Below are 15,698 nucleotides of genomic sequence, written 5' to 3' on the forward strand. Positions count from 1 at the left end.
ATTTTGTTTGCTCTGCAAAGGTATTTAATTTAAATTCTCTAAATCATTTAAATAGGACAAATCAAAGTTTTGTTACTCCACCAAACAAATCTCAAAAACAGTATTTCCTACTTCACTTTTATATGAGATATATCCGCCATGCGCTTCAATAATATTTTTAGATAAAGTCAAACCAATTCCCGCGCCTTCATTTCGGGTGGTGAAAAACGGCAGAAATATTTTGTCTTCAATTTCTTTTTCTATTCCGTTTCCGTTATCTGTTATTCTAATGAAAGTTCGGTTTTCTTTGGCTTCCGCCGAAATGAAAATCTTCTTTTGAGAAACATTCTTTAAAGCATGAATACAATTGGTCAAAAGATTAATCAAAACCTGTTCGATTTGTTGTGAATCTACTTCAATCCAACGTTTAAAAGTAATTTCGTTTACCACTTCAATTCCGTTTTCTTTGAATAACGGATTCATAACCTGAATACCATTATCAATCAACTGCTCTAATTCTATTTTTTCTTTTTTTGGAGAAGGCAACATGGCCAATTTTCGATATCCTTCAACAAATTTCTGCAAATGATCGCTTCGTCTCAACATTGTCTCGACACTATTTTTTACATCTTCTAAATCTTCGGCCGATAAAGAATCCTGCTCTACCAAATCCTGTAAATTTTGACAAATAGACCGAATTGGCGTTATCGAATTTAAAAGTTCATGCGAAATCACTTTCATCAGATTCACCCATGCATCTTTCTCTTTTTTCTCCACTACATTCTGAATCGAATCCAGCAAAACAATAAAATAATCTTTTTCAAATATTTCTGTTCTTGAAGCCTGCAAAACAAAAGTTTGTTTGCTTTGTTCGTTGATACTAATTTCTACTGAAGTTTTTATTTCCTGAAAATCATCTTCTTCAATAATCTCACATAAGGATGGCAGCTGATTTTTCAGATATTTCCATTTTGAAACTTTCGGTACATTAAATTGTTTCGAGAAATAGTCATTCATTAAAAAGATATCCCAATCTGAATCCTGTTTCTGCAAAATGATAATTCCGGTTTCAATATTATTCAAAATCGAACGATAAATAATATCTTTTGAAACCTGTTCATTTTGCTTGTTTTTCAACACATCATACAACTGAAATAAATCATTGTAGCTTTTATTGAATTTATGATTCGAAAAATCGGAAGTAAAATCATTCTGCAGTATCGAAGCAATCGTTTTATCATAAAGCAAAACAAAATTCCGAACATAAAAATACATTTCACGTACCAGCAAAAAGACAATAAAGAGCCCGAAAACACCTGTGAAAAGCAATTCGGTTTTAAAAAAATAAATAGAGATTTCGATCATCACCACAATCAGGATCAATCGCAAAAACAGCAATTTATAAGTTTGAAATGTTTTAAACATGCTAATTAATATTGATGTTATATTTCTCTAAACGACGGTACAAAGCGCCTCTTGACAAGCCCAATTCTTCAGCGGTTTTGCTGACATTATTATTGTTTTTCAGCAAAGCCTTTTCAACCGCAGCTTTTTCTACAGAAGAAAGCTGAATATCATCAGGAGTTTCTTCATAAGCCGTTATGATTTCTAAATCCAAATCAGAAACGGTGATTTTATTGTTCTCGCAAAGAATGACGGCGCGTTCAATTTTATTCTCCATTTCGCGGATGTTCCCATTCCACGCATGTTTTTCAATTTGTTCCAATACTTTTTTGTCGAAAGTAATTTCGTCCCTTCCGTATTTAGCAATCATTTTGTCGAGAAGATATTCGGCTAGCGGAATTTTATCTTCATTTCGCTCGCGTAACGGAGGCAACACAATTTCCATGGTATTGATTCGGTAATACAAATCTTCCCTGAAATTTTTATCGGCAACTTCTAATTTTAGATTTAAATTGGTCGCGGTAATAATGCGAACATTCAATGGTCTGGGTTTCGTTTCTCCTAATCTGGTAACAGTTTTGGTCTGAATTACCTGCAACAATTTTGATTGCAAATGCAACGGAACGTTCCCAATTTCATCTAAAAAAATAGTTCCGTTTTGCGCCATTTCAAAACGTCCTGGCGTGTCTAGTTTGGCATCGGTAAAAGCACCTTTGGCATAACCGAATAATTCGCTTTCGAAAATATTCGAATTTAGTGAGCCTAGATCTACCGCTATAAAAGGATTATCTTTTCGCTCTGATTGACTGTAAATATGATGTGCCAAAACAAATTTTCCGGTTCCGTTTTCACCCAGAATCAAAACATTCGCATCTGTTTTTGCTACTTTATCCGCAAGAGAATAGGCCTTTTTTATAATATCAGAGGTTCCAACAAAAAAGTCGTTTTCAATTTCGACATTCTTGGTTTTCTTTTCTTTTCTGGATTTGTCAACAGCCTGCTTTACTGATTCTAATAATTTTTTGTTTTCCCAAGGTTTGAGAATATAATCAAAAGCACCGTTTTTTAAACCTTCAACTGCTGTTTCTACTTTTCCAAACGCCGTCATTAAAATAACAACCGTTTTCGGTGAAAGCGTTTTTATTTCTTTCAGCAAATACAGTCCTTCCCTTCCATCTTCAAAACCTATTCTATAATTCATGTCTAACAAAACGACGTCAATTGTTTTTTTAGACAATAATTCGACAATATTTTTCGGATTATTGAGTGTATAAATGTCTTCAAAATACTTTTTCAGGAATACTTTCGACGCAAAAAGGATGTCTTCCTGATCGTCGATGATTAATATTGAGGCATTTGTCTTTTTCATTTTTGTTCAGTTTTGGACGAAAGCTGTCCACAAATGGACAGTTTAAATTTCTCTTAAAAAATAAAATTTTAAAAATAAGGCAGTTACAAGCTTTAAATTTTTGGCATGAAAATCACATTAAGACTAACAAATCATCAAATATGTGAAACATTATTGCTGGTAAAAGTAACAAAAATAGAGCGCTAACAACTATATTGTGAATTATCTTAATTTCGAATTTGTTTCTATTACATCGGCAATAAAAATTATTAAAAAACAGAAACGGGTGCGTGTAATTCGTAAAATAATATTTAACACATAGAAACATAGTTTTTCTTTGTCTAAAAAGAAAATTGAAAGAAACTTGTTTCCAACACATAGACAGCGCTATGTGTTTTAAAAAAAGTGAAACGCCTTTTTTAAGTTTACAAAATCTATGTTTCTATGTGTTAATATAAATTATGCGCATCAAATTAAAAACATCAATCTAAAACAACAATTATGATCAGCATTACAAAACTTTCAAAAATTTTTAGAACTGAAGAAATAGAAACAAATGCATTAAGCGAAATTTCATTAAACATCAATCAGGGCGATTTCGTATCCATTATGGGACCATCAGGGAGCGGAAAATCAACTTTACTAAATATAATTGGTTTATTAGACAGTGCTTCCGGAGGAAGTTATCAGCTTTTAGGTCAGGAAATGATTGGCACGAAAGAAAAAGCAAAATCAAAAGCCCGAAAAGAAAACATTGGTTTCATCTTTCAGAACTTTAATTTAATTGATGAATTATCTGTTTTTGATAATATCGAATTACCGCTTATTTACAACGATGTTCCATCGGCTGAAAGAAAGAAAAAAGTAAACGAGATTGCTAATAAATTAGGTATTTCGCACCGTTTGAAACATTACCCTCAACAACTTTCAGGAGGTCAGCAACAACGTGTGGCGGTTGCAAGAGCATTAATTAATGATCCCAAAATTATTTTGGCCGATGAGCCAACAGGAAACCTGGATAGTAAAAACGGAAATGAAGTAATGGAATTACTAACCGATTTACACGCCAACGGAGCCACCATTTTGATGGTTACACACTCCGATTACGATGCTTCTTTCTCTCAAAAAACCATTTTGATGAAAGACGGAATTATACTTTCTGAAAAAACAAACAATAGAAATGTTGACGTTTTTACAGTCTCTTTAAACAACTAAAGTCATGCTTAAAAACTGGACTAACATATTTATATACCACATCAAAAACAACAAGCTTTTTACGGCTTTGAATGTTTTGGGTTTGGGAATTGGAATTGCCGGATTAATTTTCGCGATTTTATATTGGAATGAAGAACATTCTTATGACCAATGGAATCCCGAAAAAGATAAAGTCTACTCGGTAATGAGTAATCTTGGAGGAGGGAATATCTGGGCTGTATCTTCAGCAATGCCAGCCCCTATTTTAAAATCTACCACTTCTTATTTAGATGCTTATTGCTATTTTAGAACCAATTACTCGAAGCAAACCATACAATACCAAGGAAAAACAGAGTTAGTTGACAAGATTCTTACAGCGCAAAGCAGTTTCTTTTCTTTTTTTCCTTTCGAATTTATTCGTGGTAACGCAAAAAGCGCTATTCACGATCGTAACAGCATTGCAATTTCTGAAGAAACGGCTTCACGTTTGTTTAAAGACGAGAATCCGATGGGAAAACAAGTGCGATATGCTGAACGAATTTTTGTTGTTCGGGGCGTGTATCGATTAACCGAAAAATCTTCGGTGATGCCTGCTGCCATTACAACGGTTATAGAAGAGGATTTAGAAAAAAACAGAGAAAGCTGGGGTTTGAATTATGGATTAATGCTTAAGCTAAAAAAGCAAAGTGATACAACTGCAGTTATTAAAAAACTGGATCAAATCTTTCTTGAAGAAAACTACAAAAAACAGGCAAAGAATGAAGGTATGTCTCTGGAAGCGTTTATAAAAAGATACGGCGAACCTCTTAAAGCAGAGTTATTACCCCTCACCAGCGCGAGACTGTATCAGGGAAATACTTCCTTTGCCGAAGGAAATGCCAATCTGACTTTTTTACGCATACTGATGGCTTTATCCATACTTATACTGTTATTATCGATTGCCAATTACATTAACCTTGCTACTGCCAATGCTGTTAAACGTGCTAAAGAAGTGGGTATCAGAAAAGTTATTGGTGCCTCAAAATTGCAAATCATTATTCAGTTCGTATTTGAAACCATATTGATTACACTTTTTTCAGTATTGCTGGCTCTGGTAATTGTAGAACTTTCATTGCCTTTTTACAACGCTTTATTAAACAAAAACCTCATTCTGATCGGAAGTCAGTTCTATCTTCAACTAGTATTAATTTTTATTCTCGTTGTTTTTGTTTCCGGTGTGATTCCTGCGATCTACATCTCCAATTTTGAAGTACTGAAAGTTTTAAAAGGAAACTTTTCGAGGAGCAAAAGCGGTGTATGGCTTCGTAACGGAATGCTGATTTTACAATTTGCTATTGCCACTTTTTTTATCATTGGCTCTTTTATCGTGTACCAGCAGGTAAATTTTATGGCTGAAAAAGATTTGGGTTTTAAAGGAGCGCAAGTTATCGATATTTCGTTTAGCTCTAAAAAAGGAAAAGGACAATTTGAAAGATATAAAGCTATTCAGCAGGAACTTCAAAAAATTACCGGCGTCGAAGCTGTTTCTGCAGGATCATTCTCTATTGGAGGTATAGAAAACTCATGGTCAGGTTTACATTATAAAACTAATAAGGAGGTTATAACTCAGGGAATGGGTGTTGATTTTGGAATGCTGAAACTATTGAACATACAAGTGATAAAAGGACGTGATTTAACAGAAAAAATTTCCTCCGACAGCATTTCAAATGTTTTATTAAATGAAACTGCAGCGAAAACACTGCTGGAAAAAGACCCAATAAATAAGATCGTCAACTGGGAGGATGGTAATTATAAGGTTGTCGGAATCGTAAAAGACTTTAATTATTTTGGGCTTGAAAACAAAATTGGCCCGATGATTTTCTTTCACATTAAAATAGTACCATGGGCTCAAAATTCAATGCATACGATCGCGGTTAAAATTTCTCCAGATCAAATGTCTGAAACCATTGATGCTATTGGAAAGTTTTGGAAAACAAAAGTTGATGCCGAATATCCTTTTGAATATAATTTCGTCGACAGAAACTTTGCCAGAACCTATAAAAAATATCAGGACCAAAGTCAGTTGTTTTCACTCTTAAACGGAATTGTGATCCTGATTGCCGTTTTCGGATTGTTTGCTTTAGCTTCTTTTTCTATGGAAAGAAGATTGAGAGAAATTGCGATCAGAAAAACATTGGGCGCTGAAACCAATATTTTGCTGAAAGAATTATCTAAACAATATGTGATTTTCTGTTTGATTGGTTTTATGATCGGAATAATTCCCGCCTATCTTTTATTGCGAAAATGGCTTGAAAATTTCGCCTTCAGAATTGACATTCCTGCACTTCCTTTCTTTGTTGCTCTTATTGCGTTAATGTTCCTAACCTTAACAATTGTATTGGCAAAAGCGTATCAGGTAACCAAAATTGATGTTCTTAAATACTTAAAATACGAGTAAAATGCTAAAAAACTGGTTTAACATATTTATCTATCACTTCAAAAACAACAAATTCTTTACGGCTTTAAATGTTTTAGGATTATCAATAGGAATCGCGGGATTAATATTTGCATTACTTTATTGGAACGACGAACAAAGTTACAATAGCTGGAATCCTGAAAAAGACAATGTTTATCAAGTACTGGTTCAGTTGACTGACACACCTGTTAATACCGATAATACCGTACGATTAAAAGCCTATTTACAAAAAGATTCAAATGTCGAAAATATTGTTTTTGCAGATAGTTGGTATCAAAAGAGTAAAATCATTTACAACGGAAAGAAAGAACTCGTTGATAAAATAATCAATGTCGAAAGTGATTTCTTTTCTCTATTTCCTTTCAAAATTATTCAAGGAAATAGAAACGGTGCTATAAAAGACGGAGCAAGTATTGTGATCTCTGATGATCTCGCAAAGCGCATTTTTGGTAATACAAACCCAATTGGCAAACAAATCAACTGTCTTGATAATTTGTTTGTAGTTCGTGCAGTGTATCACATTCCTGGTAATTCTTCGATTGCTCCAAATGTTGTAGTAAATCGAATGAAAGATCTTGCTGATCCGGCTCAAAGCAGAAGTTTGTTTGCTTTAAAAATACTTTTGAAACTAAAAGATCCATCAAAAGTAGAGCTCACCCGAAAGATGCTCGAAAAAGCCTATTATGATGAAGTTATCGTAAGAGAGTCTAAACAAGCTGGTTTTACTCCTGAAGAAATGACAAAAAAAGTAGGTCATTTTTCTGTTTTCATGGAGCCTCTTTCAAAAGCAAGATTACAGTCTATCACAGATGGTTATCCTGAAGGTCGTGGCAATTATCAGTTTTTGAAAATTATGGTGGGACTATCGATTTTGATTCTTATTTTATCTATCGTCAATTACATAAACTTGGCAACGGCCAATGCAATAAAACGCGCTAAAGAAGTAGGAATTCGTAAAATTATTGGTGCATCAAAAAGTAATATTATATTCCAGTTTATATTTGAAACAACCTTACTTACTTTGTTTTCCATCTTTCTGGCTTTAGTAATTGTAGAATTGACATTGCCTTATTACAACAATTTCCTAAACAAGAATTTAATGATTATTGGAGGACAGTTCTATTTGCAATTAATTCTAATTTTTATCATTACGATTTTAGTTGCAGGAATATTTCCGGCTGTTTATGTTTCCAATTTTGAAACATTGAAAGTTCTGAAAGGTAATTTTGCAAGAAGTAAAAATGGCGTTTGGCTGCGCAACGGAATGCTGATTTTTCAATTTGCTATTGCTACATTCTTTATTATTGGCTCAAGCATTGTGTACCAGCAAGTAAAATACTTAAGCGAAAAAGATCTTGGCTTTAAAGGAGATCAGTTGATTGCGATCGACTTAAACCTTCCTCCTTCTTACTACGGAGGAGAAAACATTGATAAAAACATTTTCAACAAATACAGCACCATAAAGCAAGAATTAAGCAAGATTGACGGAGTTGAAAGCGTTTCAACCGGACTTGTATCTTTTGATGGTGCAGACAATTCGTTGGCACCACTTTTATATCACGATGTGCTTTTTAAAGCAAAACATATTGGAATAGATTTCGGAATGCTTGAAATGATGAAAATCAAGATGATAAAAGGTAGAGGATTAGACAAAAAAATAGCATCTGATACCGTAAATTCTATCATGATAAATGAAACAGCTGCAAAGTTGATGAACATGAAGAATCCGATTGGGGAAGAAATTCTGATTCGAAATCAGAACTTAAAAATTGTTGGAGTTGTAAATGATTTCAATTTATTAAGTCCAGAAGTCAAAGTTCCGCCAATGACATTTTACCATATAGAAACCTTACAGATGGCTGAAGATATGAGTGTCGTATATGTGAAATTAAAATCGCAGTACGCTGAAAACACCATTGCCGACATTAAGAAATTCTGGACAGCAAATGTTGATCAGGAATATCCTTTTACCTATGATTTTGTAGATAACCAATATGCTAGAACGTACGAGGCATACATCAAGCAAAAGAACCTTTTTTCGCTGTTAAATGTAATTGTGATTCTTATTGCCCTTTTCGGATTATTCTCTTTGGCTACTTATTCGATACAAAGACGAATGAAAGAAATCGCAATCAGAAAAACACTCGGCGCTGAGACGAATATTTTATTAAAAGAATTATCCAAACAATATATTTTGTATTGCATAATTGGTTTCATAATAGCATTGTTTCCAGTTTATTATTTACTAAACAAATGGCTGGAGAATTTTGCTTTTAGAATAGACATTAGCATCTTTCCATTCCTTCTCGGATTCGTCATTTTATTAATTCTGACCTTGATAATTGTACTTTCAAGAGCTCATTCCGCTACAAAAACTGATGTTTTAAAATACTTAAAATACGAATAACATGCTAAAAAACTGGGTCAACATATTTATTTATCAATTCAAAAACAACAAGTTCTTTACGGCCTTAAATGTTTTAGGATTATCAATAGGAATCGCGGGGTTAATATTCGCATTACTTTACTGGAACGACGAACAAAGTTACAATGCCTGGAATCCTGAAAAAGACCATGTTTATCAGGTTTTGGTTCAACTAAGCGATACGCCCGCCGGGTCAGATTGTGCCTTATTCCTAAAACCGGCTTTAGACGAAGATCCAAATATCGAATCTACACTATATGCTGACTATTGGTATCAAAAGGATAAAATTATTTACAAAGGAAAAAAGGAATTTGTAGATAAAATTATCAATGTCGAACAAAATTTCTTTTCTTTTTTTCCTTTCGAAATTATTCAGGGTGATGCAATTTCAGCTATAAAAGATGATTCGAGCATTGCTATTTCAGATATTACGGCCAAAAGGATTTTCGGAAATGAAAACCCCGTTGGAAAACAAATAAAATGCTTTGACCAGCTTTTTTCTGTACGGGCCGTGTATCATATTCCCGGAAATTCCTCGATTGCGCCACATGCCATCATCAATAAAATGAAGGAATTGACAACTTCCGGACAGCCAAATCCGTTTATTTTAAAGTTATTACTAAAAGTAAAAGACCCGTCAAAAGTTGATCTTACAAGACAGAAACTCGAAAGAATGTACAACCATGATTTTATTAAACTACTTTCCAAAGAAGCCGGTTTTACGCCTGAAGTCATGGCTAAAAAAGTAGGGCATTTTAGGGTTATTCTTGAACCTTTATCAAAAGCCAGATTACATTCGATAGCAGATGGTTATCCTGAAACGCGAGGAAATTATCAGTTTTTAATGATTATGATGGGCTTGTCTCTTTTGATTCTCATTTTATCGATTGTTAATTACATCAATCTTGCAACTGCTAATGCTGTAAAGCGGGCGAAAGAAGTTGGAGTACGTAAAATTTCGGGTGCTTCAAAAGGCGATATTGTTAATCAGTTTCTTTTTGAAACGGTTTTAACCACGACTTTTTCTATTTTACTGGCGTTAGTAATTGTAGAGTTGACTTTGCCATATTATAACAACTTTTTAAGCAAAAACATTGTACTTCTTGCCAGTCAGTTTTACATACAATTGCTATTAATTTTTATCATTACAATTTTGGTGGCAGGATTATTTCCGGCCATTTATATATCCAATTTCGAAACTTTTAAAGTTTTGAAAGGAAATTTCGGAAGAAGTAAAAACGGTATCTGGCTGCGTAACGGAATGCTTATTTTTCAGTTTGCCATTGCTGCCTTTTTTATTATTGGCTCCAATATCGTATACCAGCAAATTAAATATTTACAGAATAAAGATCTGGGTTTTAAGGGCGATCAGGTAATTTCTCTTTCTTTAAATTTTCCATCGGTTGATTACCAGGGAGAAAATGCAGCCCAAAATATTTACAACAAATACAACATCATAAAACAGCAGCTCAGCAAAATTAAAGGCGTCGAACAAATCTCCACGGGCCTTATTGCGTTTGATGGTTCAGACAATTCAATATCGGGGGTTTTATACAATGATGAACTTTTTAAAGAACGCATTATCCCTTTAGATTTTGGCATGTTTGAAATATTGAACATCAAAATAATTAAGGGGAGAAATTTTGATAGAAAACTGGCTTCAGACACTATCAATTCTGTGATCATAAACGAAAGCGCATTAAAATTAATGAATATTAAAGATCCTCTTGGCAAGGAACTTATAATTCGAGATCAGAAATTAAAAATAATTGGTATTGTTAAGGATTTCAACTTGTTAAGTCCTGAATTAAAAGTACCGCCAATGGCTTTTTACAATATCAAAATGTTTGGAATGACATATAATATTAACAAAGTTTATGCAAAACTAAAACGGGATGATCTGGAAAATACGATTGCCAATATCGAAAAATTATGGTCGAAAGTCGATACCGAATATCCGTTTCAATATGATTTCGTAGATAAAGAATATGCGAGAACTTATGAATCGTATGTGAAGCAAAAAAACTTATTTTCACTGCTAAACATTGTAGTAATTCTAATTGCGCTTTTTGGTTTATTCGCTTTAGCGTCTTATTCGATACAAAGAAGAATGAAAGAAATCGCTATCAGAAAAACGCTTGGCGCCGACACAAATGTTCTGCTAAAAGAATTATCCAAACAATATATTTTGTATTGTACCATTGGCTTTATAATCGCATTGTTTCCGGTATATTATTTACTGAACAAATGGCTGGAGAATTTTGCTTTTAGAATAGACATTAGCATTTTTCCATTCGTTCTCGGATTCATCATTTTATTAATTCTGACTTTAATCATTGTACTTTCAAGAGCTTATTCAGCTACAAAAACAGACATCTTACAGTATTTGAAATATGAATAAAATCATCTTACTTTTTATAATCTTAATTCATTAAAAAACAGAAAACTCCATTATTGCTAATGGAGTTTTTTTGTATTATCTTAAATCAAAGGAATCAAATTTATTACTCAAATAATTCCTCCGTTTTATTTAAAAATTTTTCTGTAGCTTCTCCAATGTCGATATTCATTCTCTCTGCCAAAACGGTAAGCCACCAAATAGATTCTCCTAATTTGTGTTTTAATTCTTCTTCTGTATTACCTTTTGGCCATCTCCCTTGCTGCGACATTACATGGCGTCCAACCAAACCTGCATCGGTTAAAAAAGCCAAGGCATCTTCTTCAACCGTCCATTCACTGCCATGGTGTGTAAGTTCAAGCTCACGATATTTTGCTCTTATTTTTAAAGAACGTTCCTTTAATTGTTCAAAATTTATTGATGCCATAATTTAATTTTTATTAAATAACTCCTGAAAAGCTACTGGACTCACATTCGTTTTTTTCTTAAATAATTTATTGAAAGATTGCGGATGCTCAAAACCTAACTTATAAGCGATTTCTGAAATGGAAAGCGTGCCTTTTGCAATATATTCTTTTGCTTTTTCGATCAATTTATCATGAATAAATTGTTGTGTGTTTTGTCCCGAAATACTTCGTAACAAATCGCTTAAATATCTTGATGATAATTGCAGTTCATCCGCTACAAATTGCACCGTTGGCAAACCATTTTCCAGAGGTTTTTCCGTATTAAAATAATCTTCAAGCAGATTTTCAAGTTTCGAAAGCACATCGTTATTAACCACTTTTCTAGTAATAAACTGCCTGTTATAAAAACGATTGCTGTAATTAAGCAAAAGTTCTAATTGCGAAATAATAACATCCTGACTAAAATTATCAATTCGTTGATCTAGTTCTTCCTGAATATTAGCAAAAACAGCCAGAATTGTTTCCTTTTCTTTCTCAGATAAATACAAAGCTTCTGCCGCCGAATAGGAGAAAAACCCATACTTTTTAATATTCTCATTTAAAGTATAAGGCCGAATAAAATCAGGGTGAATATTAAGAGACATTCCGCTATAATCAGCTTCTTCTTCCTGTATTTTCAAAATTTGTCCCGGCGCAACAAACGACATTCCACCTTCTTCAAAATCATAAAAACCATGTCCGTAACGCAATTTTCCGGAGAAATTTGTTTTAAAAGATATTTTGTAAAAATCTAAAATGATACCTTGTTCAAAATCCTTCGGGTCAAAAATCGCTTTACCATAATCCAAAAGACTAATCAGCGGATGCATTGGTTTTGGCTGTCCCATCGCTTTATGCAGTTCTGATATCGACTGGAATATTTTAGGCTGATTTTTCATTTTTAGAAATACTAGTGTACAAATTTACAAAATGTTCTACTGGCGCAATGTTCCAGCTGACGGTACTTTGATCAATCATATCGTGTACAACTGAATCACTCAATTCTGTCATCAATTTGTGCATGGCGTTTGTACCATCTTCAGTGCTATCCCAAACTAGCATATCGTATACAATGCCTTTTTTTAATTCGAAAATAGTTCTGGAACAAAATCCGACTTGTCGTTTTAAAAATGCATCAATTTCAGCATTAGCATCAATAAATTGTTGTGTTGTAAAACCATTGAGTTTAAAAGTAGTCAATTCTATCGCTTTATTTTTCATCTGATTCAAAAATTAAAAAGTAAACATTGTTTTGATATTTTGCACCTGAGTTTCGGCACCCAATTTCAAACGTTCATCATATAAAGCATTGGCATCATTTCCCGCAACATATCGCAGTTGATTTTTATTATCGATAGCCGCTTCGTAGATAATTTGGGCAACATCTTCGGCTTTGGTATAACTCTCCAATTTTTCCGGGCTATAGCCTTTGCTAACTTCAGCAGTTAGTTTTTCATAAGCAGGATGTTGTCCAACTTCCATAGAGCGAACCGCAAAATCAGTTTGCATTCCGCCCGGAGCAACTACTTTTACCTGGATCCCAAATTGAACCAATTCAGACGCTAAACTTTCAGAAAAGCCATCTACAGCGAATTTAGTTGCACTGTAAATAGAACAGGTCGGGAAACCCATTAAACCAAAAGTCGAAGTCACATTAATAAAAATGCCACTTTTCTTTTCGCGAAAGTGAGGTACAAATTCCTTAGAAACTTTTATTACGCCCAATAAATTAGTCTCGATTTGGCGTTCGATTTGTTCTTCCTCCAAAGATTCTAAAGCACCTATTAAACCATATCCGGCATTATTTAATACCACATCAACAGAATATTTATCTGTAATCTTTTTGATAGTTGCTTTTATTTGTTCCGAATTAGAAACGTCTAACGGAAGTACAATTACATTTTCTAGTTGATTTAATTCCATTTCCTTTTCCGGATTTCGCATTGTCGCGATTACCTGCCAGCCTTTGCTTTGAAATAATCTTGCCGTTGATTTTCCTAAACCTGATGAAGCTCCTGTAATAACTATTGTCTTTTGCATTTTTTAATTATTTTAAAATTATAATGCAAAGATCAGCCGAAGTATAAAGTTGGGATTAGCCGTTTTGGAGGATATGTTAGCCAAAATGACCGTACTAATTATTTTAAATCTACACTGAATGAATTACCTATTCCTTTTATAATCCCCCTCGTAGATTGTTTAATAAAACTTAGAATAACATCACGCTCTATTGTTTTTTCAAAATTTTGGGCAATTAAATTCAAAGCACTTGTGGTATTTCTTTTCTCCATGAAAATGACACGGTAAATATCTTTTAACTCGTTAATCTTATCAACTTTAAAACCTCTTCTTTTTAGTCCAATTACATTTAAACCACAATAAGACAAAGGTTCTCGCGAGGCTAAAACATAAGGAGGAATATCTTTTACAATCCGGCTCATTCCACTAATCATAGAATGTTCTCCAATAATAGAAAACTGATGAATAGCGGTCAGGCCACTAATATTAGCCCAATCTCCTACTATAACTTCACCAGCCATTCCAACACTAAATCCAATAATACAATTATTGCCAACAAAACAATCATGTCCAATATGAGCGTTAGACATTAATAAGTTATTATTACCAATAGTAGTTTTTCCTTTAGATGACGTTCCTTTGTTAACCGTTACAAACTCCCGAATAATGTTATTATTCCCAATTTCCAATAAAGTATCTTCTCCTCTGTATTTTAAATCTTGAGGAATACCTCCTAGTATAGCTCCAGAATGTATTTGGCAATCTTTACCTATTCTTGTTCCATTAAGAATGGAAACATTATTTCCTATCAGGCAATTATCACCAATAACTACATTATCTTCAATTGTGCTAAAATTACCAATATGAACATTATTGCCAATTATAGCTTTTTTTCCTATTACAATATTCTTTTTCAATTTGCTTTTATTTAATAAAAGCAAATGTGATCAAAAAACTAATAATTTTTATTGATCTAAAGTCAATTAATTGCAGCTCGTATTCTACTTAACGTTTCCTGACTTACACCAATTAATGAGGCGATATACTTCATCTTACTTTTTAAAATAATCTGCGGAAACGACTCCAGAAGATACAAATATTTCTCCTGCGCATTCATTTGTCTGAAAACATGATGAAATTCATTAATCTTAGAAAGATAAAGTCTAAGCTGCTTAATATGAAACTTTAAAAATAGTGGATATTCCAAAAGGATTATTTCATCCGAATAGGATAAAGAATATACAATAGTTTCTTCACAAGCCTGAAAACTTTCAAATGAAGGTTTCTGTTCAAAAAAGCTGCTCAATGATGTCACAAATTGATTATCGGTATAGATCCATTTTGTTACTTCACCCCCATCCTCCCTACAAAATCGTCGAATCGCACCTACTTTAATGAAATAAATTTTCCTGCAGATCTTACCTTCTTCAACAATAAATTCACCCTTCTTAAACTTTTCAATAACAAAATACTTCTTTACTGCATCCTCCGTTTCCATATCTAGTTCTTGAAAACTATTAATCACTTGAATTAACTCAACCATATCTACATTAATTTCCAGCTAATTTACCAATATAATTAAAGAATGTATTTTAAATTTATTAAGCTAGATGATAATTTCGCTTACTAAATTTAATATTTAAAAAAAAGAAACACGTTTAGAATCATTCTGAAGAAAAAATTAATAAAGCGTTAAAGGCTATTTTGGGCATTTCCCTTTAGGCCGGGCTGTCCGCTATATTCCCGATGAACAAAGATTACGGCAAAAAAGCTTGTTTTTCTAAATCGGGATATTCCGCTCCTATCTGAGCGCAGTCTACGAACTTGAAGAGTTTTTTTCAAAAGAAACTTTGATACGGTACTGCTATTTAACCGCAAAGAACGCAAAGAGATACGAAAAATTCGCAATGAACTGCTTTGCGACCTCAATAAAGTCAAGCTTAAACGCACAGGAAAAACAACCTTTGCGTTCTTAGCGATAAAAAAACAAAAGTAATGTAAAATAAAAAACCCCTCCCGATAAATCAGGA

The 15,698-nt window shown here is 33.3% G+C and carries 12 protein-coding genes; 4 read left to right on the top strand and 8 right to left on the bottom strand.

All coding sequences use genetic code 11. The annotated features are described in order from the left end of the window. Window positions 1-72: 72 nt before the first annotated feature. Window positions 73-1,404 (bottom strand): PAS domain-containing sensor histidine kinase, encoded by a 1,332-nt coding sequence (locus IRZ99_RS11175; RefSeq protein ID WP_194657336.1) that lies wholly within the window; start codon window positions 1,402-1,404, stop codon window positions 73-75. 1 nt (window position 1,405) lies between these two features. Beyond that, window positions 1,406-2,752: a sigma-54 dependent transcriptional regulator gene (locus IRZ99_RS11180; RefSeq protein WP_194657337.1), complete on the bottom strand. Its 1,347-nt coding sequence runs from the start codon at window positions 2,750-2,752 to the stop codon at window positions 1,406-1,408. 480 nt (window positions 2,753-3,232) lie between these two features. On the opposite strand from IRZ99_RS11180, the gene IRZ99_RS11185 reads away from it, so the two are divergent. From IRZ99_RS11185 to IRZ99_RS11200, 4 genes are read left to right on the top strand one after another with little or no spacing between them, the layout of a single operon-like run. Then, window positions 3,233-3,946, top strand: a complete 714-nt coding sequence (locus IRZ99_RS11185) for an ABC transporter ATP-binding protein (RefSeq protein ID WP_194657338.1) — start codon at window positions 3,233-3,235, stop codon at window positions 3,944-3,946. Window positions 3,947-3,950: 4 nt separating this feature from the next. Next, a complete protein-coding gene (locus IRZ99_RS11190; RefSeq protein ID WP_194657339.1) occupies window positions 3,951-6,362 on the top strand; it encodes an ABC transporter permease in 2,412 nt (803 codons plus the stop codon). A 1-nt stretch (window position 6,363) separates the two neighbouring features. Beyond that, window positions 6,364-8,787, top strand: a complete 2,424-nt coding sequence (locus tag IRZ99_RS11195; RefSeq protein ID WP_194657340.1) for an ABC transporter permease — start codon at window positions 6,364-6,366, stop codon at window positions 8,785-8,787. A gap of 1 nt (window position 8,788) precedes the next feature. Continuing rightward, window positions 8,789-11,206, top strand: coding sequence for an ABC transporter permease (locus IRZ99_RS11200; protein ID WP_194657341.1), 2,418 nt, complete (start codon window positions 8,789-8,791; stop codon window positions 11,204-11,206). A gap of 103 nt (window positions 11,207-11,309) precedes the next feature. Here IRZ99_RS11200 and IRZ99_RS11205 read toward each other — a convergent pair whose 3' ends face one another. The 6 genes from IRZ99_RS11205 to IRZ99_RS11230 all read right to left on the bottom strand — a co-directional run bounded on the left by IRZ99_RS11205 (window position 11,310) and on the right by IRZ99_RS11230 (window position 15,166). Next, entirely contained in the window at window positions 11,310-11,630 is a 321-nt protein-coding gene (locus IRZ99_RS11205) for a MazG-like protein (RefSeq protein WP_194657342.1), read from the bottom strand. A 3-nt stretch (window positions 11,631-11,633) separates the two neighbouring features. Further along, window positions 11,634-12,548: an AraC family transcriptional regulator gene (locus tag IRZ99_RS11210; protein ID WP_194657343.1), complete on the bottom strand. Its 915-nt coding sequence runs from the start codon at window positions 12,546-12,548 to the stop codon at window positions 11,634-11,636. Then, window positions 12,532-12,870 carry a hypothetical protein gene (locus IRZ99_RS11215; protein ID WP_194657344.1) on the bottom strand — a complete coding sequence of 113 codons (339 nt, stop codon included), beginning with the start codon at window positions 12,868-12,870 and terminating at the stop codon, window positions 12,532-12,534. Before IRZ99_RS11215 ends, IRZ99_RS11210 begins: the two co-directional genes overlap by 17 nt. 12 nt (window positions 12,871-12,882) lie before the next feature. After that, window positions 12,883-13,689 carry an SDR family oxidoreductase gene (locus IRZ99_RS11220; protein ID WP_194657345.1) on the bottom strand — a complete coding sequence of 269 codons (807 nt, stop codon included), beginning with the start codon at window positions 13,687-13,689 and terminating at the stop codon, window positions 12,883-12,885. A 98-nt stretch (window positions 13,690-13,787) separates the two neighbouring features. Further along, window positions 13,788-14,585: an acyl-ACP--UDP-N-acetylglucosamine O-acyltransferase gene (gene lpxA, locus IRZ99_RS11225; RefSeq protein WP_194657346.1), complete on the bottom strand. Its 798-nt coding sequence runs from the start codon at window positions 14,583-14,585 to the stop codon at window positions 13,788-13,790. 62 nt (window positions 14,586-14,647) lie between these two features. Beyond that, complete coding sequence (locus tag IRZ99_RS11230; RefSeq protein ID WP_228519073.1) at window positions 14,648-15,166, bottom strand: Crp/Fnr family transcriptional regulator; 519 nt, start codon at window positions 15,164-15,166, stop codon at window positions 14,648-14,650. Between the last annotated feature and the right edge of the window lie 532 nt (window positions 15,167-15,698).

The organism is Flavobacterium sp. LC2016-12 (assembly GCF_015351595.1).
Taxonomy (GTDB): domain Bacteria; phylum Bacteroidota; class Bacteroidia; order Flavobacteriales; family Flavobacteriaceae; genus Flavobacterium.

What these genes read in the sequence shown, in the direction of transcription:
- IRZ99_RS11175 (WP_194657336.1), bottom strand. Translation starts at nt 1,404, where the DNA reads ATGTTTAAAACATTTCAAACTTATAAATTGCTGTTTTTGCGATTGATC.
- IRZ99_RS11180 (WP_194657337.1), bottom strand. Translation starts at nt 2,752, where the DNA reads ATGAAAAAGACAAATGCCTCAATATTAATCATCGACGATCAGGAAGAC.
- IRZ99_RS11185 (WP_194657338.1), top strand. Translation starts at nt 3,233, where the DNA reads ATGATCAGCATTACAAAACTTTCAAAAATTTTTAGAACTGAAGAAATA.
- IRZ99_RS11190 (WP_194657339.1), top strand. Translation starts at nt 3,951, where the DNA reads ATGCTTAAAAACTGGACTAACATATTTATATACCACATCAAAAACAAC.
- IRZ99_RS11195 (WP_194657340.1), top strand. Translation starts at nt 6,364, where the DNA reads ATGCTAAAAAACTGGTTTAACATATTTATCTATCACTTCAAAAACAAC.
- IRZ99_RS11200 (WP_194657341.1), top strand. Translation starts at nt 8,789, where the DNA reads ATGCTAAAAAACTGGGTCAACATATTTATTTATCAATTCAAAAACAAC.
- IRZ99_RS11205 (WP_194657342.1), bottom strand. Translation starts at nt 11,630, where the DNA reads ATGGCATCAATAAATTTTGAACAATTAAAGGAACGTTCTTTAAAAATA.
- IRZ99_RS11210 (WP_194657343.1), bottom strand. Translation starts at nt 12,548, where the DNA reads ATGAAAAATCAGCCTAAAATATTCCAGTCGATATCAGAACTGCATAAA.
- IRZ99_RS11215 (WP_194657344.1), bottom strand. Translation starts at nt 12,870, where the DNA reads ATGAAAAATAAAGCGATAGAATTGACTACTTTTAAACTCAATGGTTTT.
- IRZ99_RS11220 (WP_194657345.1), bottom strand. Translation starts at nt 13,689, where the DNA reads ATGCAAAAGACAATAGTTATTACAGGAGCTTCATCAGGTTTAGGAAAA.
- IRZ99_RS11230 (WP_228519073.1), bottom strand. Translation starts at nt 15,166, where the DNA reads ATGGAAACGGAGGATGCAGTAAAGAAGTATTTTGTTATTGAAAAGTTT.